Source organism: Pullulanibacillus pueri, from assembly GCF_014639255.1.
Taxonomy (GTDB): Bacteria; Bacillota; Bacilli; order Bacillales; family Sporolactobacillaceae; genus Pullulanibacillus; species Pullulanibacillus pueri.
The window spans coordinates 1-25179 of record NZ_BMFV01000047.1 but is presented as its reverse complement, the minus strand read 5'-3'; the positions used below and the strand labels follow the sequence as shown (position 1 = coordinate 25179).

Sequence of the window (25179 nt, the reverse complement as noted above, 5' to 3'; positions counted from 1 at the left end):
TTTTAAGTGGGGATAAAGAGTAGGAGCTTTACTCCTACCCCAACATTTGACTTAGAACCTTTTTTTATTGCTTTGAAGACCTAAGAGGCTTTAACATTTGACTTAGAATTAAAAAACCGAATCATAGAAAATCGCAAGAACGTATCTATCATTCGGTCATTATGGCTTAAGGATATTCAATTTTCTTTAAGTTGAAGGAGGGTTCCTGTTCCGGCGTCAGCGATAAAGTCATAGTGTGTAACTTCGTCATCTACAACCTCAGTCAATCCACCTTTAAAGACATCGTAAAGAATCTTGCCGTTCATCCATGGTTCTTTTTCAAGGAAGATCCAGGCACCATCTATATCTATTGTTTCTTTTGCAGCTGCTTTTACTTTTGAAAGGACTTTTTCAGGACTAAGGGCTTGCCTTTCTAATCCTTTTTTTACTAAAAAACCACCAATGAATCCTGCGCTTACAGCAGTTATAATCATTATTTTTTTATTCAAGTTGCCCATCCTTTCCCAAGAGAACATTATACCCATCATTATATAGGAAGATGCGAGTGAAAACCAATCTCTATGTACAGGCTTATTAATTCCGTCACTTTTATGGAAAGCTTGGGCTTAATCCGCTAATATAGAAGTGTACCTATCATTTGTATGAAAGGAAGTTTAATATGAGTCCAGAAACAAAAGAAATGTTCAAAACGTTAACAGAGCTTCAAGGAGCCTCAGGCTTTGAACATAATGTAAGAGCATACGTAAAGGATCAATTGTCAAAATACTCGGATGATATTGTTCAAGATCGTCTGGGCAGTGTATTTGGAGTCAAAAAGGGCGCAGAAGACGGTCCCAAAGTGATGGTTGCAGGGCATATGGATGAAGTCGGCTTTATGGTCACACAGATTACCGAAAATGGCATGATTCGTTTTCAACCCCTTGGCGGTTGGTGGAATCAGGTCCTTCTCGCTCAAAGAGTACAAGTGATGACGGATAATGGTCCTGTCATTGGGGTTATCGGATCAGTCCCCCCACACTTATTATCTGAAGAGCAAAGAAAGCGTCCGATGGAAATTAAGAATATGCTTATTGATATCGGTGCAGATGATCGAGCAGACGCACAGAACATTGGAATCAAACCAGGGCAACCGATCCTACCCATTTGTCGGTTTACCCCTTTAGCTAATGAGAAGAAGATTCTTGCAAAGGCTTGGGATAATCGTTATGGTTGTGGGCTTGCTATTGAATTGTTAAAAGAGGTTCAGAATGACACATTACCTAATATTCTTTATTCAGGGGCAACTGTTCAAGAAGAGGTTGGCCTACGTGGGGCACAAACAGCAGCAAACATGATTCAACCTGATATCTTTTATGCTTTAGATGCGTCACCTGCTAATGATGCCTCAGGGAATAAAACAGAATTTGGTCAATTAGGTCAAGGGGCTTTATTACGAATTTTTGACCGTACTATGGTTACCCATAGAGGAATGAGGGAATTTATTTTAGATACGGCGGAAACGAACAATATTCCTTATCAATATTTTGTTTCCCCAGGTGGAACTGATGCTGGACGCGTTCATCTTAGTAATCAAGGTGTGCCATCAGCGGTGATTGGTATTTGCTCACGTTATATACATACTTCATCTTCAATTATCCATATTGATGATTACGCTGCAGCAAAAGCACTTTTAACAGAACTAGTGAAGAAAACCGATAAGACAACAGTTGAAAGTATTAAAAGTAACGTTTAATTAAGAAGTAGGGATATGATGAGAAAGATTGGCGTTGGATCTTCAAATCCTGCGAAAATAAAGCCTGTTGAGCGTTTTTGTGCTTCCCTTGAAATGGAAGTTTTCGGTCTTGAGGTTCCATCAGGTGTTTCTGATCAGCCGATAGGGGATCGCGAGACTTTAGAGGGGGCAAAAAATAGAGCTCAGGCTGTTTTAAACCAAAGTGATGCTGATATTGGTATTGGCCTAGAGGGTGGCGTCACAACGATTGGGGATACGATGTATGTTTGTAACTGGGGAGCACTCGTTGATCGCGAGGGACGCTGTTTAACGGCATCTGGGGCGGGTATTGCCTTGCCTCAAACCATTGCTGAAGGCATTAATGCTGGAAGGGAATTAGGCGATGTCATTGATGACTATACGTCTCAAACCAATGTGAAGCAAGGTCAAGGGACCATCGGTATCCTAACAAACGGTCGTGTCACACGTGATGAGATGTTTTATCAAATCATTGTCCTTCTTTTTGGTCAGTTAGAATATCATTCACTGAATTCATAGCTCTCACGTGTTTTTCACATGCTATGGTGTCCTTCTTTTTTATAGACGAAGACGAAACCGGACGTTTGTCCGGTTTCTCTTTGTAACGTCAGAAAGTATAACTCTGTGGAAGACTTTATAAGGGCAACTTTGGCTTTCGCCATTAAAGCTGGGTAATATGCTAAGTTTTCTCATCTCACTTCCCGTTTAGTTTTTAGTCTTGTCACTAAGCTCTTGGGTGATGGCTATTTCTTCATTTAAATGTGCGAGTTGTTCAATGCCTTGTTCTTCATTCTTGGCGTCCTCTTCCATATTCACTAAGGGATCATCTTGACTCGTAGAAAACTCGAACTTAGCCACTTCTTGCTCGAGAATGAGCGAGATATCCTGTAAAGACTGTGCTGCCTTGTTGACTTCTTCAATGGCTTCAGTTTGACTTCTGCTAGAGCCTGAAACATGTTCAGTGCTGGCAGAAGTTTCTTCTGAAATGGCACTGATTTCTTCAAGTTTTGAGGAGAGAGCTTTATTAGCAGAGGTTACTTTGTCGACTGCGTTATTAATTTTTTCTATTCCGCTGTTAATGGAATCTACGTTTTTGTCAATATCATCAAAAGCTGATTTCGTTTGTTTAACGTTATAGTCCTGTTTATTTAAAGATTGATTAAGGTGATTGGCAGCCTCTGAGATATCATTCAATTTATTTATAATGTTTTTAATGACGGATTCAATAGTTGTTGTTTCCATTTTCGAACGCTCAGCGAGATTACGAATCTCATGCGAAACGACCTCAAAGCCACGTCCTGCTTCGCCGGCACGTGCAGATTCAATAGCGGCATTTAAAGCAAGTAAGTCGGTGTTGCTAGAAATATCTTTAATGACTTTTAGAATACTAATGATTTCTGTTGATTGTTGGGCAACGCCCTGGATATCACTGATCAAATGTTTGGCAATTTCTAGGAATTGAGTAGAGCCTTCTTCAAGAATACTGACCACTTTCAAACCTTGTTGATTTGCTTCTTGAGCTTTATTGGATTGCTTACCGATGGCTTCACTGAAAGAAGAGGTTTGATGAATAGCTCCAGAGACTTTAGTTAATAGGGCCATGCTTTCTTCTAAGTGTTCAGCTTGATTTTGTGCACCAATAGCCACCTGTTGGACGGCTTCATTCACTTCAACAGCTTGTGCATTGGTTTCCTCTGAAATTGCTGCAAGGTTCTGAGAAGATGAAGATAACCTTTCGGCTGCACCAGTCACTTTGGTCATGGTTGATTCCATACTTGAAGCCATTTGGTTAAAGGATGTCGCGAGTTCAGCAAATTCATCCTTTCCTTTAATAGGAACGCGATAGCTAAGGTCACCATCACCAATGATAAAAGCACCTTTTCTAAGAACTCGAATAGATTGAGAAACAGAGCGATAGAGCCATCCGCCAAATAGGCTGAGAATGATAAGTACGAAAATACCTAAGATAATCATTGTAATCAAGAGTGTTCTTTGAATCGCTTCTTGCTTTTGATAGAGTGAGTTTTTCTCCTTTGTTAAGATTGAAATGGTACTGTTCACATTTTTGGTAACAGTATTTGCAATCTTTTCGTAACTATTTATAGAACTGGTTTCAAAGTTTTTAAAACTATTTAGAGATTGAAAGTCAGACATTAGGCTGATTGAAAGGGCACTGTAATTCGAATATGAACCATTTTTTAATGTTTCGTTAGCAAGCTCATCCATTTTATTGATATCTTCAACAAGGGTGTTGTAATTTTCTGTTGTTGGTTTATTAATAAACTGTGTTTGAATTAATTTTGTGGACAGGCTTAGATTTTGAAGTTTTTCATTGTTGGTGTTGTTAATAATTTTGGTCATCTTATTGAAAGTGCTTTTTAAGGCGCCTAATTTTCCTGAATCCTCCGTATAACCAATAACCTTTTTCGAAGCAGCCAAATTATTAAAGGATAAAGAATAGTCTTCAGTAGAACTCTTTAAAATTTTTGTCTGTGTACCAATTCCTAAGCCTAAGCCGTTCAATTTTGTTATACTCTTTGTTAATGAATCAATATTTTTATTTACTTCATTCACAAGCTGATCACTCGGGTTTAATAAGAAGTTCTGATCGTTCTTTCGAGCCGTATCCATTTTTTTATTAATGTCCTGAGCAAGATAAACCGCATTGTTAATTTGTTTTATTTTGTTACTTTGATGTACCTGAGTGATGCTGGAGTAGATCATAAAAGAAGAGATAATCAGGATCCCAATTAAACTAGCGAAAAGAATAATGGCTATTTTTGTTTTGATTGTCCAATTCATTAGGTGTCCTCCTTTTTCTTGAAAATTAAAGTATTTATATAAAACGCTTACATTCATATGCGTAAATAAAGATTTTAAAAAAAGCAGTGCCCTTCATTAAGACCACTGCTTTTATTGGAAAAGCGAGTTTTTATTCTTTACTTTTATCTTCTTCATTTTCATCTTCATCTTGAAGATCATTTGAATCTTGAGTAGCTGCCACTTCTTCACTTTGCTCTAAGTCTTCCGGGTCGTTCTTTTCTTCAGTATTATCCTCTGACATTGTATTTTCTAGAGACTCTTCTTTTTGCTCTAAAACAGGTTCGATTTCATCAGAGGTAGCACTGTCTAAAGCGTGTTGTTCATTAATTTGAAGTTTGCTTTCATCTTGAATAGCAGAGAATTCAAATTTGGCCACTTCTTGTTCAAGAATGAGCGCGATATCTTGCAATGACAAGGCCGCTTTATTAACCTCTTCGATCGCTTCAGTCTGACTTTCACTGGAAGCTGAGACTTGTTCAGTACTTGCTGCGGTTTCCTCAGAGATTGCACTGATTTCTTCTAGTTTAGTAGAAAGGGCACTATTCGCTTCATTGACATTTTGGATTGCTGCTTTGATATTGGAGATGCCGCTATTGATAGAAACGACATTCTCATCGATATCGTCAAAAGCTGCTTTTGTTTGTTTGACGTTATAATCTTGATCACTTAAGGATTCATTTAACTTATTCGCTTCTTGAGAAATACCGTTTAGCTTATGAATAATGTTGCCGATCACTTCTTCGATATTCCCTGTCTCTTTTTTAGAGCGCTCAGCAAGTTTACGGATTTCGTGAGACACAACGGCAAAACCACGGCCCGCTTCCCCTGCTCGTGCAGATTCAATAGCGGCATTTAAAGCAAGCAAGTCGGTGTTGCTAGAAATATCTTTAATGACTTTTAGAATACTAATGATTTCTGTTGATTGTTGGGCAACACCTTGGATATCACTGATCAAATGCTTAGCGATTTCTAGGAATTGAGTAGAGCCTTCTTCAAGAATACTGACCACTTTCAAACCTTGTTGATTTGCTTCTTGAGCTTCATTGGATTGCTTACCTATAGCCTCACTGAAAGAAGAGGTTTCATGAATAGCTCCGGAGACTTTAGTTAATAGAGCCATACTTTCTTCTAAATGTTCAGCCTGATTTTGCGCTCCAATAGCCACCTGTTGGACGGCTTCATTCACTTCGACAGCTTGTGCATTGGTTTCCTCTGAAATCGCCGCTAGGTTCTGGGAAGAGGAAGACAGACTCTCGGCAGCACCAGTGACTTTTGTCATTGTGGATTCCATACTCGAAGCCATCTGATTAAAGGCTTGTGCAAGTTCAGCAAATTCGTCTTTTCCTTTAATAGGTACGCGGTAACTAAGATTACCGTCACCAATAATAACGGCTCCTTTTCTAAGTGTTCTGATAGATTCAGAAACAGTTCTGTATAACCAGCCACCAAAAGCCCCAAGGGTAATAAGCGTAAGAAGTCCAAGGATGATCATCAAGATTAAAAAGACTTTTTGAATGGTTGCTTGTGTATCATAGTAACTATCTTTTTTATTGTTCAGTTTTTTTACCGTTTGGTCTACTGTCTTTGTGACATCTGAGGCATTCTTCTCAAAAGCCTTTAAGCTGTCTGCTTCAAACCCATTGAAGCTTTTAAGCGAATCCACACTACTTTTTAATGTAAGTGAGCTCGTACTGAAGGTATTGTATTGAGAATCGCTAAGTGATTGTTTAGCGGCAGCGTCTATCTTATCGATAATTTTCGTGAGTGTATTATAGCTTTTTTCGTCAAAATCTTTAGTGAAATTAGCTTGAGCTAGTTCTAACTCTGTTCCCATAGAAGTTAGTTTTTCATTACCGCTTGAATTTAAGATACGGGTCATTGCTTGGCTAGAATCATTGAGAGAGCCGAGTTTTCCGGATTGTTCATCATAACCAATGACTTTTTCTGTTGCTGAGAGACTTTTGAAGCCTGAAGAATAAGCGGTTACGGCTTTCTTTAAGGCCTCTGTTTCTTTAGAGATCCCAAGGTTTGCTTTTTCGAGTTGAGTGATATTGTTATTAATCGTATCAATGTTTTTTTCGACGGTCCCCTCAAGATCCTCGCTGGGTTCAAGCAAGAAATTTTGATCATTTTTGCGAGCAGTCTCCATTGATTTACTGATGCCTTCTGCGGTTAACACGGCTTCGTTAACGTTCTTAATTTTAGTATTCTCGTGATTTTGTGTGAGCGTAGAAACTACCATAAAGGCAGAAATAATAAGGATTCCGGCAAGACTAGCAATAAGTATAACGGCTATTTTTCTACGAAATGTCCAATTCATCAAGTATCCCCCTTATGTTTAAAAAATTATGTATTTTGCCCTACTCTTTATATTTCGGGTGAAACTGTTAGAAACTTAATAATATTTTAAAGGAATTTCTTTTTATTTGTATTTTTATTCAGCGCTATGACGTGATAAAATATGAGTGTCAGTAATATAGGAGGAGATCACTATCGACAGTTTAAAAATGAAAGATAGACTGGAAAAGAGATTAGCTGCACCCGATCGTAGGATCTCATACAATAAAAAAGAGGACAAATTAAGAGTTGAAGATGTTCATTCTGGAAAAGGCATTACAGTATCGCTTCCAGGAATCATTTCAAGATATGAAGAGGAGAAAGAGCAGGCAATTGACGAAGTTGTTTATTACATAGAAGAAGCATTAAAGGCTATGCAAACCGATCAAAATGTCTCCGATATTGAAAAAAAGATATTGCCCGTAATACGATCAACATCCTTTCCGACAAAAACAGACAAAGGTGTCGAATTACTTTATCGGGAGCATACCGCCGAAACGAGAATCTTTTATGCCATTGATATGGGACAAAGCTATCGATTAATTCATCGCGATTTCTTAAAAGAAGCTTCACTAACGGAAGAAGCAGTGGATGAGATGGCGCGATTTAATTTGCGAGCATTACCCACTCAATACAAAGAAGAAACCGTTGCCGATAATGTTTTTTATTTCATTAATTCAAATGATGGCTATGATGGTAGTCGGCTATTAAATCAATCGCTTATTGATGAGATGAAGACCAAGGCCGAAGGTGATTTAGCAGTGGCTATTCCCCATCAAGATGTGTTGATTTTTGCTGACCTTCGAAATAAGCAAGGTTATGACATCTTGGCTCAGATGACGATGAAGTTTTTTACGACCGGTAATATCCCTATTACCTCATTACCTTTTCTAGTAGAAGAGGACAAGCTCCAGCCCGTTTTTATTATGGCAAAAAATCGCCCTGTTGATGAAAATTGAAAAGAGGTATAAAACATGAATATTTATTATAACAAAGCAGGTATAGGTGACGTATTAATTATTGACTATCTCAAAGAGGCTACTGAAGTTGAGTCCTTTGATCATGGAAAAGGGATTACAAAAATAACTGATTTAGAGGGAGAAGTAGTCGGCTACAATCTGTTCAATGCTTCTCAGTATTTTGACTTAAACGATACAGGGAAGATCAAAACAGATCAAGCCTTTATTCAACGATTAAATGATGTTTTTGCTGAAAAAGGTATAACGGATACCGACTTTATTTATGATCCACTTCCTGATTTTGTTGTTGGTTATGTAAAAGAAAAACAGGCACACCCTGATGCAGATAAATTAAGTGTCTGCCAAGTCGATATTGGAGAAAAACAACCTCTGCAAATTGTGTGTGGAGCGCCTAATATTGAGCAAGACCAAAAAGTGGTTGTTGCTAGAGTAGGGGCCGTAATGCCAAGCGGTATGATTATTAAGGATGCTGCCCTCCGAGGCGTTCAATCGTCAGGGATGATTTGTTCTGCGCGTGAACTGGGGCTTCCAAATGCCCCCACAAAGAAAGGGATCTTAGTTCTAGATGAAACGGAAACGGTTGGAAAAGATTTCTTTGCTTCTATAAATCACTAGTCATGACTAGTGATTTTTCAATCTAATAAAGCGGGAGGGATATTATGACAAACTGGTGGAAACGTCTCTTTGGTTTTGAATCCGATGATGACTTATATGAGGGGACAGGACAAACGTATCGACAGCCATCACAACAGGATGGCTTCTCTCCCAAGGGTAGAATCGAAACGTCCGGCAAACACATTGATGTGAAGATGATTCGTCAATACCCAAGCTCCTATACCTCACAGAAGATGCCGGAGCGGCAGCGTCAAGGCAAGGTGTCCTCTGAGAAGGAGCAAGATGTGTATGACGTACCTGCCTATACACGCTCACAACGCGGCAAACCTTCTATTGGGCACAGTGATGCATCAAGGGGGAGCCGTGAAGAACACTATAGAAAAGAAAAGCCAACTTATACCCGCGAGAGAAAAATTGAGGAGACTCAAGTTAATCATAAACGGTTCAAGCCAACTGAGATACCGTCTCCAATTTATGGTTTTAGAAAACCCAATAAGTCAAAGAAAGTGAGCGGTGGAAGCTCAGCCTTAGGAATGTCTCAACAGCGTAAAAAGGCTCATGAAAAGCAACTTGTTGAGGATCAAAAAGAGCAAAGTGAGAAAGAAAAAGCGTTTATTCAATCAAATTTAAATCATCAAGACAAGGTAACAGATCCATCTGTGATGACTGAGAGCCCACCTGTTGAGGATTCCTCTGGATATGTGGATGTGTCCTCGTTATTATCGGGTCTTATTTCAGAAGAAAAACAAGAGGAAGTTAACGACACAATTGATTTTATTGAGCCTGAAGCGAACACAGGAGTTGAAATAGAAGCAGAGTTTGAAGAACAACCACTGGAGGATCAAGTGGATGTTCTTGATGATCAGGAAGAAGAATACGCTGAGGTTGAGACCTATGAAGAAGACGCAATGACTTTTGAGGAAGAAGTGATTGAGTCTGAGGATCTTAAGGAAGAGGATACTGAAGTAGGAGAGACTCTTCCAGTTAACGTTGAAGAGACAGGGAGTCAGGATGAACAATCAGAAGACGGTTCGAATCTTGAATCTGAAGAAGCGACGACAAATGGGATTAAAGATGAGAGCGTGGGATTAGAAGAGCACGGCGCTAAGGAAGATGTTAATGCTCACGACAATCCAACACCTGAAAGAAGAAGATCCAATGTTCCTTTTAATGTCCTCATGTTTGGAGCAGATCGTGTGAGTATGAGAAGAAAGGAAACCTCTCAATCTACTTCTTCTCAAAGGCAAACCGATCGATCACAAGGACAAAGGATACCGAGTCTTAGTTTAGATTTACTTAATAATCCCAACTACAATTCTGATGATAACGAAGAATGGGTGCGGGAAAAACAAGAGATTCTAGCTGAAACACTAAAAAACTTTCACGTTAAAGCTGACATTGTTGGTTATGTCCAGGGGCCTTCTGTTACGCGGTTTGAATTAAAACTCTATCCTGGGGTAAAAGTGAATAAAATTCTCAATCTGACGGAAGATATTAAATTAAGTATGGCCGCTAAACAAATTCGGATATCACCAGTTCCAGGAAAAAGCATTGTTGGCATTGAAGTCCCAAATACAGATCGGAAGCCCGTCTTTCTCAAAGAATTATTAGAATCAGAGAGTTTTCGGAACAGCACGTCGCCATTAACGGCAACTCTGGGCATGGATGTATCAGGACAAAGGGTAGTCACGGACTTAGCTAAAATGCCTCACGGCTTAATTGCTGGTGCCACGGGCTCGGGGAAGAGTGTGTGTATCCATTCCTTACTGCTTAGCCTCATTTATAAAACAAGTCCTGAAGATTTGCGCCTTATCCTTATTGATCCAAAAGTGGTTGAACTCGCGGCTTATCAGGCACTTCCTCACTTAGCAGCGCCATTAATTACGCAACCGAAGGAAGCCGCACTTGCACTAAAATGGGCAGTCGAGGAGATGGAAGAACGGTACCAACTGTTTGCAAAAAAAGGCGTTAGAGATATTAACCGTTACAACAAAACGATTGATCAAGAGCAGGGCGAGGCAAGAATGCCGTTTATTGTTATCGTTATTGATGAACTTGCCGATTTGATGATGGCAAGCCCTCAAGATGTCGAAGAAGCCATTTGTCGAATTGCTCAAAAGGCACGAGCAGCAGGTATTCACATGTTACTCGCGACACAACGTCCCTCTGTTGATGTGATCACGGGGCTGATCAAATCAAATATCCCAACCCGTATTGCTTTTAGTGTTTCTTCACAAGCAGATTCACGGACGATATTGGATGCCGGTGGTGCTGAACGCTTACTTGGGCAAGGAGACATGCTTTTTGTAGAAAATGGTGCCCGTGATATGAAACGACTTCAAGGGGCTTTTGTAACGGATGAAGAAATAGACCGGGTGACAGAAGCATTAACAAAAGTTGAACCGTTGCCTTATTTATTTGACCTCGAGCAGATCCAGGAAATGCGAGCAGAAATCGAAAACGATGAAGACGAGCTTTTTGAAGACGCCGCCCTTTTTGTGATTGATCAGGGACAAGCTTCTGTTTCTAGCTTGCAGCGCCGGTTCCGCATTGGCTATAATCGTGCAGCTCGTCTGGTGGATCAGTTGGAAGCAAGCGAGATTATTTCTGAAGCGAATGGAAGTAAACCGCGGCAAGTATTAGTGGACAAAGAGACATTTTCTCAATACTACTATCAAGCGAATTTAGATCCTGAGACAACGTTGTAAAAATCCTTTTACAAGACTTCCGATAAAAGGTACAATTATAGGCGATTCATTTTGGTTATCTTATAACGTCAAAATTTATAAGTTAGCAGAAAACAGAAATCCTTATAATTATAAAAGGGCAACAACTTGGGCTTGAGGATAAGCCAAGTTTTCCAAGAGAAGCCCAGTGTAGGAGGGTTGCGTTTTCTCAGGTGTCTATACATACATGGGATAATGCTCTATATGATGAAGGAAATTGATCTTAAATTACAAGGGAAAATTAAAAGATTAACGAATAATACATTTAAATTCGATGAACGTGTTGGTGAAGGTTGGTTTTCAGCAGTGTATTTTTTGAAGTCCTGTGAAATTGCTGAGAAATATAAACCTAATAACATTGTCACCATGCAATTTTTTCAAAAGAATCATGCCGTTCTTTGTGGGACAGATGAAGCCATTGCACTCATCAAGACATTTGCCAAGGAGCCAAAAAGCCTTGAAGTTTATTCACTAAAAGATGGGGATAAAATCGCTCCTTATGAAACCGTGCTAACCATTACAGGACCTTATCAAAATTTTGGATTTTTGGAAGGCATTATTGATGGTATCCTGGGACGACGCACCTCGGTTGCGACAAATGTCTATAATGTAGCAAAGGCAGCACGGGTCTCTGGTATACAAAAGCCTGTTATTTTTATGGGGGATCGAGACGATCATTATACCCAGCAAGCCGGGGATGGTTATGCAGCTTATATTGGGGGTTCAACAGCGCAAGCTACTCATGCCATGAATGAATGGTGGGGAAAGCAAGGGATGGGTACAATGCCCCATGCCCTAATTCAACTCTTTGAGGGAGATGTGGTTGCGGCAGCGAAGGCCTATCATGAAAGTTACCCTAATGATGATGTCGTTGCTTTAGTGGATTATAATAATGATGTCATTACTGATAGTCTGAGATTGGCACATGCTTTTGGGGATAAGTTAAAAAGTGTACGTATCGATACCTCTCAAAACATGGTGGATAAATATTTTTTCAAACATGAAGAGAGGCTTGGAAGGTTTGATCCTCGAGGGGTGAATGCGAAGCTTATATTTGCTCTCCGTGAAGCGCTTGATCAAGAAGGGTATCACCATGTGAAGATTATGGTTAGTGGTGGTTTTAACACAGAAAAAATTAAAAGCTTCGAGGAACAAAAGGTCCCCGTTGACATGTATGGTATTGGAAACAGTTTATTAAAGGTTAATATAGGTTTTACTGGAGACAATGTGATATTAAATGGGGAACCACAAGCTAAGACAGGAAGAAAGTACCAGCCAAATGCTCGCTTAGAAAAAGTAGATGATTAAATAAAACTTTCGTGCAAAATGGCAAGAAGCTATTACCTTGGGAGTTATAGAAAAAACTTTTGAAGGGAAGCACGGAACCCTAACTGAAACACCCTTCTGAGTCTGAGGGAAATAAAGCGCCACTAAATGAGGGTTCACTTTATTGTTCTAGGCATATGATAGGTATGGAATATTTGAATGATGGAGGTCGTGATATGACGAAATATCATTTCGTTGGCATCAAAGGAACGGGAATGAGTCCACTTGCCCAAATCCTTCACGATATGAAGGAAGAGGTACAAGGCTCTGATATTGATAAATGGTTTTTTACACAAGATGTTTTAGAAAAGAAACATATTCCTTTCTACCCGTTTGATAAAAACAATATACGAGAGGATCAAACGGTGATTTGCGGGAATGCTTTCGGGGATAATCATGAAGAAATTATTCGGGCAAAGGAATTAGGTGTTCCAGTTATAAGGTATTATGACTTCCTTGGGGAGTTTGCAAAAAAATTCACAAGCCTTGCGATCACGGGGTCACATGGGAAAACAGGCACAACAGGTTTAGCGGCTCATGTTTTTAGCGCCTTTGCGCCTACCTCTTATTTAATTGGTGACGGAACTGGAAAAGGTGTGGAAGACAGTAAGTATTTCATTTTTGAAGCGTGTGAGTATCGTCGACATTTTCTTCATTACGAGCCTGATTATTGTATTATGACGAATATTGATTATGATCACTCGGATTATTTTGAAAATCTTGAGGATGTTATCTCGGCCTTTCAAGAAATGGCTTTAAATGTAAAGAAGGCTATTTTCGCCTACGGTGATGATCCTCATTTACAAAAATTAAAAGTCAACGTCCCCGTTATGTATTACGGCTTAAATGACGATAATGACTTTCAAGCAAGGCATATTGAACGTACGGACAGTGGCATGGTTTTTGATGTCTATGTCAGAAATGACCTTTATGGGCAGTTTAAAATTAATACGTTTGGCGACCATAATGTGTTAAACGCATTGGGTGTTATTGCTTTTTGTCATTATCAAAAGGTACCGATTGATCTTGTGAAGGAAAGATTGCAGACATTTCAAGGGGTTCAGCGCCGTTTTTCAGACCGAGTGCTCGGAACACAGCATATTGTTGATGACTATGCTCATCATCCTACAGAGATCAAGGCGACAATCAATGCAGCGAAGAATAAATGGCCAGATAAAAAAATCATTGCCATTTTTCAACCACATACTTATTCGAGAACGAAGACTTTCTTAGAGGGCTTTGCTGAAAGTCTCAAAAATGCTGATGAAGTTTATTTGTGTGATATTTTCGGATCAGCTCGAGAAGCAAATGGTGATCTCACAATAGAGGATCTTAAGGCAAAAATCCCGGGTTCATCCTTGATTAATGAAAATAATATTGATCAATTAAAGCAGTATGAGAATGGTGTCCTTCTTTTCATGGGGGCTGGCGATATTCAAAAATATCAAACCGCTTATGAAAAAGTACTAGAGACAACAAATTAAAAGAGGTTGAGGATTCAACCTCTTTTAATTATAATGATGAGAAAACCTCTTTTTTTAGATGGTGCAGTACCATGATTTTTCTTATATAGAATGAAGTCCGCGCGGATGTGTCATGGGCAATGACTCTTCGATTCAAAACATTCCTTTGAATAATGTTCTATAAAAGTTTATGCTTAAAGAAATTATGAGGAATAGTTTTTAGTGTTTATAAGAAAAATATTATGGGTAATAGAGTAAGAAGGGAGGCTAATTGCAGTGGAAATTATTTTGTATTTGAGTGTAGCTGTACTTGCGATCGCATTTGCAGTTCTTGTTTATTTTGTGGCCCAAACCTTGCGCTCTGTTCAAAAAACACTTTTAAACGTTTCAGGGACAATGAATGATGTTGTCAAGCAAATGGATGGGATTACTCATGAGACGACTGAATTATTACATAAGACAAATAGTTTAGCTGAAGAAATTGGGGAAAAGACACAATCCTTAACACCTGTGTTTAATTCGGTTAAAGGGATTGGGGATTCTGTTCAAAGGGTCAACCAATCTTTAGAACATATGAGCCAAACCGTTGTACAAAAGAGTGAGCGACATTCCGATGAAATTGCCAAGGCACTCCAATGGGGTGAAGCCGCAATAGAATTATGGCACAAATGGAATGGAAGAAAGGCAAAACGTCATCAAAATGACTAAAGATAAAAGGAGAGGATTAACTTGAGTAATGATAATAATGGCAATATCAATGCAAAGGACTTTTTCTTAGGAGCTATAATAGGTGGCGTCGTTGGAAGTGTCACAGCCCTTTTATTAGCACCTAAATCGGGGAAAGAACTACGTGATGACATTAGCATGCAATCACAAACGGTGAAGCGTAAAGGTGGAGATCTCGCAATTATTGCTAAGGAGAAGTCATCTCAGCTTGCCAAGGCCGTATCAGAGCAATCTTCTAATGTCGCGAATAAGGTTAAAGACTTTCCAGATACGATTAAGCTTAAGACTAAAACCAGCGGAGACAGTGGTCACTCTAATACCATTACGCTTGATAAAACAGAGAGCACTGATAATGAGGAAGATCAATAATTTCATTTGCTTTGATGGAGGCCCAAACGGATGGGCCTTTTCCTGTGGCAAACAAGTGAAAAATTTCACAATAGAGAAAGTATGAAAAACACTATCATTTTTGAAAGCGAAAAGCACTTATTAATCATTTTTTACAGTTTTGAAGGGAATAAGAGTATCTATTCTGGATAATACTCTAATAACGTCAAAAAATGTACATAATTCCACAAAACTAGTATAAAAGTTATGTTAAATGACAGCACAGGCTGCAATTTTTGGTTATAATGATTTAAAAGAGCTCGGTTCTAAGGAGGAAAAAGGAAATGAGTGCAACAATTTATGATGTAGCGAGAGAAGCTGGGGTGTCAATGGCCACCGTTTCTCGAGTGGTTAATGGGAACCCGAATGTAAAACCAACAACGAGAAAGAAAGTTCAAGATGCGATTAAACGCTTGGGCTATAGACCTAATGCGGTAGCTCGTGGGCTTGCAAGTAAGAAGACGACAACAGTGGGTGTCATTATTCCTGATATTTCGAGTATCTTTTTCTCTGAATTAGCACGTGGTATTGAGGATATTGCCACGATGTATAAGTACAATATTATTCTTAGTAATTCCGACCAAAATGAGGACAAGGAAGTTCATCTTATTCAAACAATGCTCGGAAAGCAAGTGGATGGGATTGTCTTCATGGGTGGAAAAATAACAGACGAGCTTGCTGAAGAATTTAAACAATCTCCTGTCCCTATTGTACTAGCAGCAACCATTGATGACCGTGAAGAGATTCCTTCCGTCAATATCGATTATGAGCAAGCGGCATACGATGCAGTGTCTTACTTTGTAGATAGAGGCCATAAAAGGATTGCTGCAGTCTCAGGACCGCTTCACGATCCTATCAATGGTCTTAAGAAAATCGAGGGGTATAAACGAGCGCTTGAAGATGGGAAACTTAAAACTGACGACGAGCTTGTCGCTGTTGGTGACTATACTTATGATTCTGGTAAGGAAGCGACAGAACAGCTTCTAGCGCTTAGTGAGCCGCCTACGGCTATTTTTGCAGCAGGGGATGAAATGGCCTTAGGCGTCATTCATCATATTCAGGACATCGGCTTGAATGTCCCAGAAGACATAGAAATTGTCAGCTGTGAAAATACGCGTTTGGCCCAAATGGTTCGTCCAACGCTTTCCAGTATTGTCTTGCCCATGTACGATATTGGCGCTGTGGCCATGAGACTTTTAACGAAGTTTATGAACAATGAAAAAGTTGACGATCATAATGTTGTGTTACCCCACCGGATGGAGTATCGTGGATCAACGAAAGAATAATGACTCTATAAAGACCAGAGAAGCCTATATGGCCTTCTCTGGTCTTTTCTTACATATAAAGGCGGGTTGGTAGAGAAAAGGCTATAGAACCGCAATGAGGGCATACAGGAGAGCAGTAGGGCCTTCTATTAGAGAAAGGATTAAAAACGAAAACGGTTCTAAGTAAACGCTGCACGAACAAACGCCATAAAAAATCGCAAAAAGCACGATTATTTCTGCGTTGATTGTTCTATGAGAAGCTTTCCTTAGTCCTGTGGTCATGAGAAAAGCCTGGAGCGGAAATCCATTCGAGTTAAGTGGGAATTTCCTTTAACCCTATATTTCATCAGTAGGGGGGCAAAAATCTTTTAGAAAGTTTATGGAATTTTGAAAGGGATGATAGACCCCCGACATCCATAATAGAATCACAAAAAAGTGGAGAATCCTATTGAGGTTTCTCCACTTTTTCGATTATTTATTGTCTTTCTTTTGTTGCTCAGAGTGATCCGCTAAATCTTTGTCATCATGTGTTGGTTGCTTACTTTTATCTTGACTATCAGATTGATTTTCATCTGTTTTGGCAGTTTTATCCTGGTCCGCTTTTTCCTTCTTGTCGTTTTCTTTTCCTACGTCTACCACATTGGAGGCTTTAGAAGTCCTTCCAGTAATATCTACAGACAATACGTAAAACTTGTTGTAGCCGGAGGGCGCTTTAAGCTGCAATGAATGGTCAGCGCCAATGGAAGACAGCTTTTTAAAGCTATTTGAGTTGCCAGTGGCTCCATAGACATAATAACCAACAACATCATTAGAAGAACTTTTAGACCAACTGAGTACACCATTTTTAAATGCAAGGCCTCCAGGACTGTTCGGAGCTTTGCTATCGGCGTTAAATGTTGACACTGAGCTCATGCCGCTTCCTAGGCTTGTTTTAATCTTACTCGTGATTAAATGAGGAAAGCGTTGCTTCAAGAAATCCGTATCAAGAAAGCTTCCTCCTTCATGGGTGAATTCAGAAGGTGTAGACGATAGGGCTTGATATTTTTTATTATTAATCAGAACATAGCTTCCTTTACCATAGGAGACTGTTCCTTTACCATCAGGCAGATATTTTGTATTCACAAGATCTGTGACAGAATAACCTGCACTTTTACAGGAGTCAGTTAGCGGCCCATTGGTGAGACCACAGAACGTTTTTTTAGCAACACCCTCAGGCATTTTAAATGATTTATTGGGTGCCATAAGTTTGGGATCGACATCATAAGCTGCATTTGCAAAACTTGCCCAAAGTTGTGATTGGGTTTGATGATAAAGTGAATGATTTAATTCAAGGGATGTGTACGCTCCATTTACTTTTACCAGTTGCTGATCAAATCCAGTCCAGATCCCAAGCGTAATATTTGGGTTTGAAGCGACAAACCAACCATCATGCCAATCCTGACTGGTTCCTGTTTTACCATACCAATCACTTTGGAATTTCAGTCTGCCAGGCACGTCCGCAGCCGTTCCACTTCGCATGACATCACGCATCATATCAAGAGTAATGTAGGCTGTCTGTGGTGAAAAGACTTTTGTTGGCTTTGTTTGATGCTGATAGACGACTTTGCCATCATTGGTTGTAATCTTATCAATCATGTAAGCATCGACAAAATTACCTCCGTTTGCAAAGGTTGTATAGGCATTAGCATTTTCCTCTACTGTTACCCCTCGTGTTAAACCACCAATCCCGACAGATAAGGCTTGCTTGTCATTAGGAAAGATGAGAGACGAAAAACCCATTTTTTGTAAGTAATTGATAGGTTGAAAATGTTGGCGGTTCATAAAGTACGTTTCAATTGCTGGAACGTTATGAGATTCAGCCAACGCTTTTCTAGCTGTTTCGAGACCATGAAATAATCCATTACCAGCTTCACCGTAGTTATGGGGTGTATAAGGATTATTTGGATCACTCGTTGGATAAGACGTCGGTAGATCGGCAAGAATGGTCCCAGGCGATAGCAGGCCATTTTCGATGGCAGGTGCATAATCCAGCAGTGGTTTCATGGTTGAACCGTTTTGTCTTATTGTCTGTGTCGCATGATTAACCTTCGAATACTTATAGGCTTCATCGCGGCGACCAGCCACATAACTTATAATGGCACCTGTGTCATTTTGAATTAATATAGAACCGACTTCCATTGGGAAGCGAAGTTCTTGTTTTTTACCATTTTCATCAATAGTTTCAAAGACTTTATCCTTTTCATAAGCGCTGGAGTGATCAGCGGCTTGTCTCATTTTGTCATAAATGTCTTTATTGATTGTTGTATGAATTTTATAGCCATCCTGATTTAATTGTTTTTCGGCATTGTCAAAGTACTCGTTATAGAGATCAGCATTTTTCTTTGCCTTTTTATAATCTAGTCCGGCGTTTTTAGCGGCTTTCTCTAAACTATAACCTTTAACATTGGCTAACCACTGTAGGTTTTCAAGTGTGTTCGCATCGGATTGCAGCTTGTTACCATCATAGCCATCTTTATTTGCTGCGATTATTGCCAATTTTTCTGAGGCACGCTCACGTATATCTTCCATTAAATAAGGATATTGAGAAGAAGAACGCTCCGTTGCTTTAGCAAAATGCTTCTTATAATCATACTTCAGCGCCTTTTTGTACTCAGCGTTTGTTATGTATTTAGCATCTAGCATGTTCTTCAATACAGTGTGCGCACGATTGACGCCGCTTGAAATATCTTCTTTTTGTCCGCCAGAGTTCTCAAACGGGGAATACACAAAAGGATTCTTAGGGATACCGGCAATAAAGGCGGCCTGCGGTAGATTTAAATCTTTGGCGTCGACATTGAAAATACCTTTTGCGGCAGCTTCAATCCCGGCAATATTTTCACCTGAAGAATTGCGGCCGAAAGGAATGACATTAATATAAGCTTGAAGGATATCGTCTTTTGAGAAAAAGCGTTCAAGTCGCAACGATAATAAAATCTCCTTTGCTTTTCTGTCAAAGGAAACCTCATTTGTTAGAATTTGGTTTTTAACGAGTTGTTGTGTGATCGTACTTCCACCCGTGACAATGGGTTGATTGGTGAGTTCTTGGAAGACAGCACGAAAGACAGACTTAGGAACAACGCCATCATGTTCGTAAAAGAGTTGATCTTCTGTTGCCAATAAGGCGTGAATATAAAGAGGGGACACATCTTTAAGAGAAACATCTGTACGGATAAGATCGGTTTGCATTCGCCCGAGAGGCTTATTATCCGCAAAATAGATCGTGCTTGTTTCTGAATAATTGGTAATGTCCTTTTTTAAAGTGCTATAGCTTAAAATAGGTTGATCTTTAACTAGAGAAGCAAAATAACCAGCAGCTACACCCCCAGCAAAAAAGCCACCGATAATAACAATTGAAATAATAATTAAAAATAAGTTCCATGTTACTTTATAGCCCACTCGTAAACTTCTAAACACTTTTTTTTCATTAAGCCATTGGATGCCACGCTTGATCTGGTTCCAAAGCTGTTTTGGATGAAAATCCATAGTTTCTCCTCCCAACATCTCAGGGCCACAAAACGCTAATGGCCTGGCAATCGGCAAGTTTTATAAAAGGAAAGGGCACCTATAGGGGTGTCCCATTTTCTATCTGTATTATAACATTATAGACTTTGGCTTTCGCCAATCCTTTTTATGGTATGAGAGATATATTATACAAAAATATAACCCGGACAATCATCCGGGTTATTACCTGATATATTGTACTTAAAGTGCATGACTTTGAAGTACATATTATAGGATAGAAACAAAAGAAGGATGCTTGTTTCCTCCAAGGTTTATCGAGAATAGAATTCGACGATAAGGGCTTCAGTAATTTCTGCTGGAAGCTCTGAACGTTCAGGTAAACGTGTGTAGGTCCCTTCAAGCTTGTTTTCATCGAATGTAAGATACTCAGGAACGAAGTTGTTAGCTTCGATAGCATCTTTAATGATATCAAGACTTTGAGACTTTTCTTTAACGCCGATAACTTCACCAGGAGTGACACGGTATGAAGGAATGTTCACACGCTTCCCGTTAACCGTAATATGGCCGTGAGAAACAAGTTGACGAGATTGTCTACGTGTTCTTGCAAGACCTAAACGATAAACGAGGTTATCAAGACGAGATTCTAAAAGGATCATGAAGTTCTCACCATGAACACCTTTCATTTTACCCGCATCGTCAAAAATACGACGGAATTGTCTTTCGTTAATACCGTACATGAAACGAAGCTTTTGCTTTTCGTTTTGTTGTAAACCGTATTCCGAGATTTTACGACGTTGATTTTGGCCATGTTGACCAGGTGCGTAAGGACGCTTTTCTAATTCTTTGCCAGTTCCAGATAAGGAAATACCGTAACGACGGGATTTTTTCCAGGCTGGTCCAGTATATCGAGCCATAGTATACTCTCCTTTGTCATTTTAACTGTATAAAATGACAGCTTACACATGAGGCTTATCACGAGGCTATTTTGTTTTCACGCATCATCACCCGACAGTAAGGCTACGCGGTGCGCCTCAACTAAGAGGAACAAAATAGAAAGTTCAACGTGACAGCTATCATCACACTGTCTCATTTTACACAAAGTCTATTATATCATGGGATGTGTGAATGTCAAACCTCATAATGTAAGAAGGAAACTCATGTCTTTCACTTTGAGCGGTATCAACTGATCTTGAAAACACTATTTGAGGGGAGGCAGCATAACACCATTGACCATGAGGGCTTGCCGACAACGCTAGTGTGTGAAGGCGTCAGTTTGAATATCTGGCTATGCTTAATGAAGCAATGAGTCCATGCCAAACATTTCTAATATTTTTAAATGCAATAGGCTTAAAGTACTAGGAATAACGAATGAGATGAATTATAATAATGACAAAAGAGTTAGTTTGGTGCGGGGGTTGCCAATATGAAGAGCGAATTGGAGAATAGGGAGCCTTTGCTTAATATTAAAGATGTGCTTCTCAGGTTAATCTATGAAACGAATTATACAGAAAAACTCACAAATATTGGCTCAATCATGATGAAGTACCTTGCGGAAAAATTAGACGGCGTAGGCTTGCTTTATTTACGTGATAATGATCAAGATCCTTTTCAATTTAATGCTTGCTCTGAGACTGCGCTTCTCTCTTATTTCAATTCGGTGACCCTATCTCCAGCTGAAATAAAGAGCATTGAACCTAAAGCGGGCTTGCATGCCCTTCAAACCATTGATTGTTTTAATGGGAAATTTAATTCGTTAAAAGGGAACGTTTATTATACACTTATGCTTTATAAAGAGGAATGTATTGGTGTTGTAGTACTATCGAGTCCTATACCTATCCAGTCTTTTCTTAAAGAAGAGCTACTTGATCTATTGGAGGAGTTTACTAAGCTTTTATATCAAGTGAGAAGGCATCTCCATACAACGAAAATGGGAAAACAATATGAACAATTATTTTTGGTTACAGACAAATTCCATTCTTCAATGGATGAAAAAGAAGTATTAGAGGGTGTCATTCATTCATTAAAAGAACTGTATCCAGCGGCAACAATTGATCTCTTATTTCTTGAAGGGCGTTCCCGAGAAACAGTATTGGATTCTGATGCATCATATGTCTTTATGACAGGCGAGGTACGGAAGGTGCAAGGAAGCTACGATCAGGATATTTTCTATGTCCCGTTAAGAGGTCGCCAAGGCATTTATGGTGTGTTAGAAGTCAGTGTTACACATCAACATTCTCTCTATAGAAAAGATATTGAATTTATACAGCTATTAGCTAATACGGCAGGCCATGCGCTTGAAAATGCCCGGCTTTATCAGCAATCACAGCGATTGATCTCTGATTTAAGATTGGTGAATGAAGCAGCACAGCATTTAAATGCGAGTTCTGGTTTTAATCAAACGGCTCATTATTTAATCGAGCGTTTATTAAAAGCGTTTAGATCAGATGAAGTTGGGGTTTTATTTTCGAACAATGAGAATGACTGGGAGACGGTACCTGGGAGTACGGCATTTTTCTTTGAGGAAGGCTCTAGACGGATTGTTGATAACATTCGCCATAAGGTCTTACAAACAGAAGATTCGTTATTTCGTGGGGATTTATGGAAAGAGTTTTCTTCAAAACATATCCTTTTTCGTTCTCTTATTGCGATCCCTATGTTTCAAGATCAACATATTATGGGGCTGGTCATCATGCTTCATAAGGAACCTTATCATTTTACTTTTGATGGATTTAAACTTGTCATTTCTCTTGTCCAACATTCAACACTGGCATTGATTAATGCGCGACTGAAAGAAGAATTAGAATATAGGGTGATAACGGATCAGCTCACACATCTATATTCACGTCATTTTCTTAATGAAAAAATATCTGAATCGTTTAAAAATGGTGAAGGCGGCGTCCTCATATTAATTGATATAGATAACTTTAAAGATATTAATGATACGTATGGTCATCCTGTTGGAGATAAAATATTGAAGCAAGTCGGAAGGATCATCCAAACCACTGTACGAGAGAAGGATATAGCCGCACGTTGGGGAGGGGAAGAGTTAGCCATTTATTTGCCTAAAGAGTCACTGGAAATGTCTACAGAGATGGCGGAAAAGCTTCTTGTTTTGGTTGAACAGGAAACTGATCCTCAAGTGACTATTTCTTGTGGTTTAGCGATGTGGACGCAAGACAATCAAACGGGCCCAGAAGAGCTTTTAGACATCGCAGATAAAGCCTTGTATAAAGCTAAAAGTCGAGGGAAAAATTGTATACATTATTTTATATAAAGGTAATGAAAAGGGACCAGAGCGTGTGTCTGGTCCCTTTTAAGGATAAATGTTGGTCATCAAAGAGCTGTTGAGGCTGCTTTTTAGTAACAAAAACTGTTTCAATATTTAATTGAGGACCAGGTATCTATTATTGCCTGGTTTTTCAAAATAAAAAAGTTCAAGATGTCGTGATGGGGAGTGTTGAGCTTTGCTTCAATTCCCTTGATGACCAAATGATTCTTTAACTTGAATCCTTTGCAGAGTCTTAACCTTGGCAGGGCTATTAGACTCTGTTTTTATTTTTCTCAAATATGAGGAATGAGCGTTTGAACAAAGGTTTCTAGGCCACGTTGATCAACGTCACTAAAGCGGTTGGTGATGGGACTGTCAATATCTAATACGCCAATGACTTTATCCTCTTTAATCATTGGAATGACAATTTCGGATAATGATGCGCTGTCGCAAGCTATATGACCTGGGAATTCTCGGACATCCTTTACTCTTAATGTTTCACGTTTTTGCGCTGCTGACCCACAGACTCCTTTGCCAAAGGGAATTCGAACGCAAGCTGGCAAGCCATTAAAAGGACCTAGCACAAGCTCTTCTTTTCCCTCGTCCATTAGGTAAAAACCAACCCAATTAATGGTTTTTAAAAACTGATTTAATAGAGCCGAGGCATTGGCTAAATTAGCGATTCTATTTGGTTCATCTTCTATGAGTGCTTTTAATTGTTTAGTAACTAGAGCGTATTGTTCTTCGCTTTCGCCGGAATATTTTGTGACAGTAAACATCAAATCGCCTCTCTTTGTTGTGGAAATATGTTTAGTTTACCAGAATTTCGACGTTTCAAAAACCTTTATGTCGAGAGTTTTTTGAAGGGTTATCTCCCGAGATATAGAAATTAACTACTTAAAGACATACACGTGGTTTTTAGAGCGTGACGTCAGCAGACATATGAACGGCTTAGCGGATCATAAGAGTGCGAGCCAAGTCATTTTAAAAGTGGGTGAGTGCAATGATTGTAAAGGCAAAAGGGAAAAAAAAGCAAACAAAACAAGAAATTATAAAAGCAACCATTACGCTCTTTCATATGTATGGATATAATGGCACTTCAGTGAGAGATATTGCTACCGAAGCTAACGTTAATGTGGCACTTGTCTCTTATTATTTCGGGAGTAAAAAAGCGCTTCTTGAATATTTAATGGAGTTCTTCTATACGGGATATATTGATGTCATTGAACAGGCAATGATAGAAAAAATGAACGTCATGTCTAAGCCAGCGTTTTTATATGAGCTCGCAGAACGACTGATTCGCTATCAGCAAAGTCAGTTTCATCTTTCTCTCTTTGTCCATAGAGAGGTTACTTTAGACTCCACGTTAGTTCGAGAGTTAATGACGACTTATCTCATGAAAGAAAAGTATTTAATGGAAGGACTATTTGAAGAGGGCATGATGAACAATGAAATTCGTAATATTCCTCTTGATTTATTAGTCTTACAATATCGTGACATGATTGTCACGCCCTTTCTACAGCCCTTATATTTACGGAAGGTTCATGTATTAGAGCCGTCACAGACCCCGTTCGTGGAGCGTTATAGTCCAATGATTAAGTCTTGGATCGAGCAGATAAGCCAACCTAAAATGGCAAGGAATATTAGCATTTAGTCCTACATTCGAAAAATCGTGTTGCACTTCTGAGTAAGGCCCATGGAGCAACTTGAGGTTTACTCGTGAAAGTCACACACGCCCCGGTCCCGCAGGACTTTCTTTAGGCATTCGTGAGTCAGAGACGCTGAGGAACACATTGAGTATAAGTGTTCCGAATCTCGTGTCTTCCGCTCCGAGCAACTGGGGTGCTGGCCCTGCCTATTCGTAAAATCAATGTCTAAACGAAGGGTCAAGCATGGTTTTCCTCGTTTTTCTTATTATCTCAAACTTCGCACCTAAATAAGTTGGAAAAAGTCTAGAGTCTCTTTAATTCAATATTGTTTCATTATGTTCCTTGACAATAGTTCAATCAATA

18 protein-coding genes are annotated in these 25179 nt (G+C 39.3%); 12 read left to right on the top strand and 6 right to left on the bottom strand.

Features of this window, described 5'->3' with window-relative positions:
* Positions 1 to 176: 176 nt before the first annotated feature.
* Positions 177 to 488, bottom strand: a complete 312-nt coding sequence (locus tag IEV91_RS19645; RefSeq protein ID WP_188499131.1) for a hypothetical protein — start codon at positions 486 to 488, stop codon at positions 177 to 179.
* A gap of 170 nt (positions 489 to 658) precedes the next feature.
* Here IEV91_RS19645 and IEV91_RS19640 point away from each other — a divergent pair, with 170 nt between their 5' ends.
* Complete coding sequence (locus IEV91_RS19640) at positions 659 to 1732, top strand: M42 family metallopeptidase (RefSeq protein WP_188499130.1); 1074 nt, start codon at positions 659 to 661, stop codon at positions 1730 to 1732.
* 15 nt (positions 1733 to 1747) lie between these two features.
* Positions 1748 to 2269 carry a DUF84 family protein gene (locus tag IEV91_RS19635; RefSeq protein WP_308420054.1) on the top strand — a complete coding sequence of 174 codons (522 nt, stop codon included), beginning with the start codon at positions 1748 to 1750 and terminating at the stop codon, positions 2267 to 2269.
* Positions 2270 to 2455: 186 nt separating this feature from the next.
* On the opposite strand, the gene IEV91_RS19630 is transcribed toward IEV91_RS19635, so the two are convergent.
* Together IEV91_RS19630 and IEV91_RS19625 are read right to left on the bottom strand one after the other, a co-directional pair.
* Positions 2456 to 4552, bottom strand: a complete 2097-nt coding sequence (locus tag IEV91_RS19630; RefSeq protein WP_188499129.1) for a methyl-accepting chemotaxis protein — start codon at positions 4550 to 4552, stop codon at positions 2456 to 2458.
* 130 nt (positions 4553 to 4682) lie between these two features.
* Positions 4683 to 6893: a methyl-accepting chemotaxis protein gene (locus IEV91_RS19625; protein WP_188499128.1), complete on the bottom strand. Its 2211-nt coding sequence runs from the start codon at positions 6891 to 6893 to the stop codon at positions 4683 to 4685.
* 187 nt (positions 6894 to 7080) lie between these two features.
* On the opposite strand from IEV91_RS19625, the gene IEV91_RS19620 reads away from it, so the two are divergent.
* The 8 genes from IEV91_RS19620 to ccpA all read left to right on the top strand — a co-directional run bounded on the left by IEV91_RS19620 (position 7081) and on the right by ccpA (position 16419).
* A complete protein-coding gene (locus IEV91_RS19620) occupies positions 7081 to 7869 on the top strand; it encodes a DUF1444 family protein (protein WP_229745666.1) in 789 nt (262 codons plus the stop codon).
* Between the two features lie 15 nt (positions 7870 to 7884).
* Complete coding sequence (gene ytpR / locus IEV91_RS19615) at positions 7885 to 8505, top strand: YtpR family tRNA-binding protein (RefSeq protein ID WP_188499127.1); 621 nt, start codon at positions 7885 to 7887, stop codon at positions 8503 to 8505.
* Between the two features lie 44 nt (positions 8506 to 8549).
* Entirely contained in the window at positions 8550 to 11213 is a 2664-nt protein-coding gene (locus IEV91_RS19610) for a DNA translocase FtsK (protein WP_229745665.1), read from the top strand.
* A 225-nt stretch (positions 11214 to 11438) separates the two neighbouring features.
* Positions 11439 to 12539, top strand: coding sequence for a nicotinate phosphoribosyltransferase (locus IEV91_RS19605; RefSeq protein ID WP_188499132.1), 1101 nt, complete (start codon positions 11439 to 11441; stop codon positions 12537 to 12539).
* Positions 12540 to 12733: 194 nt separating this feature from the next.
* Positions 12734 to 14041: a UDP-N-acetylmuramate--L-alanine ligase gene (murC, locus tag IEV91_RS19600; RefSeq protein WP_188499126.1), complete on the top strand. Its 1308-nt coding sequence runs from the start codon at positions 12734 to 12736 to the stop codon at positions 14039 to 14041.
* A 255-nt stretch (positions 14042 to 14296) separates the two neighbouring features.
* On the top strand, positions 14297 to 14728 hold the full coding sequence (locus tag IEV91_RS19595) for a DUF948 domain-containing protein (RefSeq protein ID WP_188499125.1): 432 nt from the start codon (positions 14297 to 14299) through the stop codon (positions 14726 to 14728).
* A gap of 21 nt (positions 14729 to 14749) precedes the next feature.
* Positions 14750 to 15115 (top strand): YtxH domain-containing protein, encoded by a 366-nt coding sequence (locus tag IEV91_RS19590; protein ID WP_188499124.1) that lies wholly within the window; start codon positions 14750 to 14752, stop codon positions 15113 to 15115.
* A gap of 302 nt (positions 15116 to 15417) precedes the next feature.
* Positions 15418 to 16419 (top strand): catabolite control protein A, encoded by a 1002-nt coding sequence (gene ccpA, locus IEV91_RS19585; protein WP_188499123.1) that lies wholly within the window; start codon positions 15418 to 15420, stop codon positions 16417 to 16419.
* 450 nt (positions 16420 to 16869) lie between these two features.
* On the opposite strand, the gene IEV91_RS19580 is transcribed toward ccpA, so the two are convergent.
* On the bottom strand, positions 16870 to 19920 hold the full coding sequence (locus tag IEV91_RS19580; RefSeq protein ID WP_188499122.1) for a transglycosylase domain-containing protein: 3051 nt from the start codon (positions 19918 to 19920) through the stop codon (positions 16870 to 16872).
* Between the two features lie 290 nt (positions 19921 to 20210).
* Complete coding sequence (rpsD, locus tag IEV91_RS19575; protein ID WP_188499121.1) at positions 20211 to 20813, bottom strand: 30S ribosomal protein S4; 603 nt, start codon at positions 20811 to 20813, stop codon at positions 20211 to 20213.
* A gap of 509 nt (positions 20814 to 21322) precedes the next feature.
* On the opposite strand from rpsD, the gene IEV91_RS19570 reads away from it, so the two are divergent.
* Entirely contained in the window at positions 21323 to 23173 is a 1851-nt protein-coding gene (locus tag IEV91_RS19570; RefSeq protein WP_188499120.1) for a sensor domain-containing diguanylate cyclase, read from the top strand.
* Positions 23174 to 23460: 287 nt separating this feature from the next.
* Here IEV91_RS19570 and msrC read toward each other — a convergent pair whose 3' ends face one another.
* Positions 23461 to 23946, bottom strand: a complete 486-nt coding sequence (msrC, locus tag IEV91_RS19565) for a free L-methionine (R)-S-oxide reductase MsrC (protein ID WP_188499119.1) — start codon at positions 23944 to 23946, stop codon at positions 23461 to 23463.
* 224 nt (positions 23947 to 24170) lie between these two features.
* Between msrC and refZ the strand changes: the two genes are divergently transcribed.
* A complete protein-coding gene (gene refZ, locus IEV91_RS19560) occupies positions 24171 to 24821 on the top strand; it encodes a forespore capture DNA-binding protein RefZ (RefSeq protein ID WP_188499118.1) in 651 nt (216 codons plus the stop codon).
* Positions 24822 to 25179 lie beyond the last annotated feature (358 nt).

Excerpts from the sequence above, each read along its gene's own strand:
- IEV91_RS19640 (WP_188499130.1), top strand. The coding sequence starts at position 659 with ATGAGTCCAGAAACAAAAGAAATGTTCAAAACGTTAACAGAGCTTCAA.
- IEV91_RS19635 (WP_308420054.1), top strand. The coding sequence starts at position 1,748 with ATGATGAGAAAGATTGGCGTTGGATCTTCAAATCCTGCGAAAATAAAG.
- IEV91_RS19630 (WP_188499129.1), bottom strand. The coding sequence starts at position 4,552 with ATGAATTGGACAATCAAAACAAAAATAGCCATTATTCTTTTCGCTAGT.
- IEV91_RS19625 (WP_188499128.1), bottom strand. The coding sequence starts at position 6,893 with ATGAATTGGACATTTCGTAGAAAAATAGCCGTTATACTTATTGCTAGT.
- IEV91_RS19620 (WP_229745666.1), top strand. The coding sequence starts at position 7,081 with ATGAAAGATAGACTGGAAAAGAGATTAGCTGCACCCGATCGTAGGATC.
- ytpR (WP_188499127.1), top strand. The coding sequence starts at position 7,885 with ATGAATATTTATTATAACAAAGCAGGTATAGGTGACGTATTAATTATT.
- IEV91_RS19610 (WP_229745665.1), top strand. The coding sequence starts at position 8,550 with ATGACAAACTGGTGGAAACGTCTCTTTGGTTTTGAATCCGATGATGAC.
- IEV91_RS19605 (WP_188499132.1), top strand. The coding sequence starts at position 11,439 with ATGAAGGAAATTGATCTTAAATTACAAGGGAAAATTAAAAGATTAACG.
- murC (WP_188499126.1), top strand. The coding sequence starts at position 12,734 with ATGACGAAATATCATTTCGTTGGCATCAAAGGAACGGGAATGAGTCCA.
- ccpA (WP_188499123.1), top strand. The coding sequence starts at position 15,418 with ATGAGTGCAACAATTTATGATGTAGCGAGAGAAGCTGGGGTGTCAATG.
- IEV91_RS19580 (WP_188499122.1), bottom strand. The coding sequence starts at position 19,920 with ATGGATTTTCATCCAAAACAGCTTTGGAACCAGATCAAGCGTGGCATC.
- rpsD (WP_188499121.1), bottom strand. The coding sequence starts at position 20,813 with ATGGCTCGATATACTGGACCAGCCTGGAAAAAATCCCGTCGTTACGGT.
- IEV91_RS19570 (WP_188499120.1), top strand. The coding sequence starts at position 21,323 with ATGAAGAGCGAATTGGAGAATAGGGAGCCTTTGCTTAATATTAAAGAT.
- msrC (WP_188499119.1), bottom strand. The coding sequence starts at position 23,946 with ATGTTTACTGTCACAAAATATTCCGGCGAAAGCGAAGAACAATACGCT.
- refZ (WP_188499118.1), top strand. The coding sequence starts at position 24,171 with ATGATTGTAAAGGCAAAAGGGAAAAAAAAGCAAACAAAACAAGAAATT.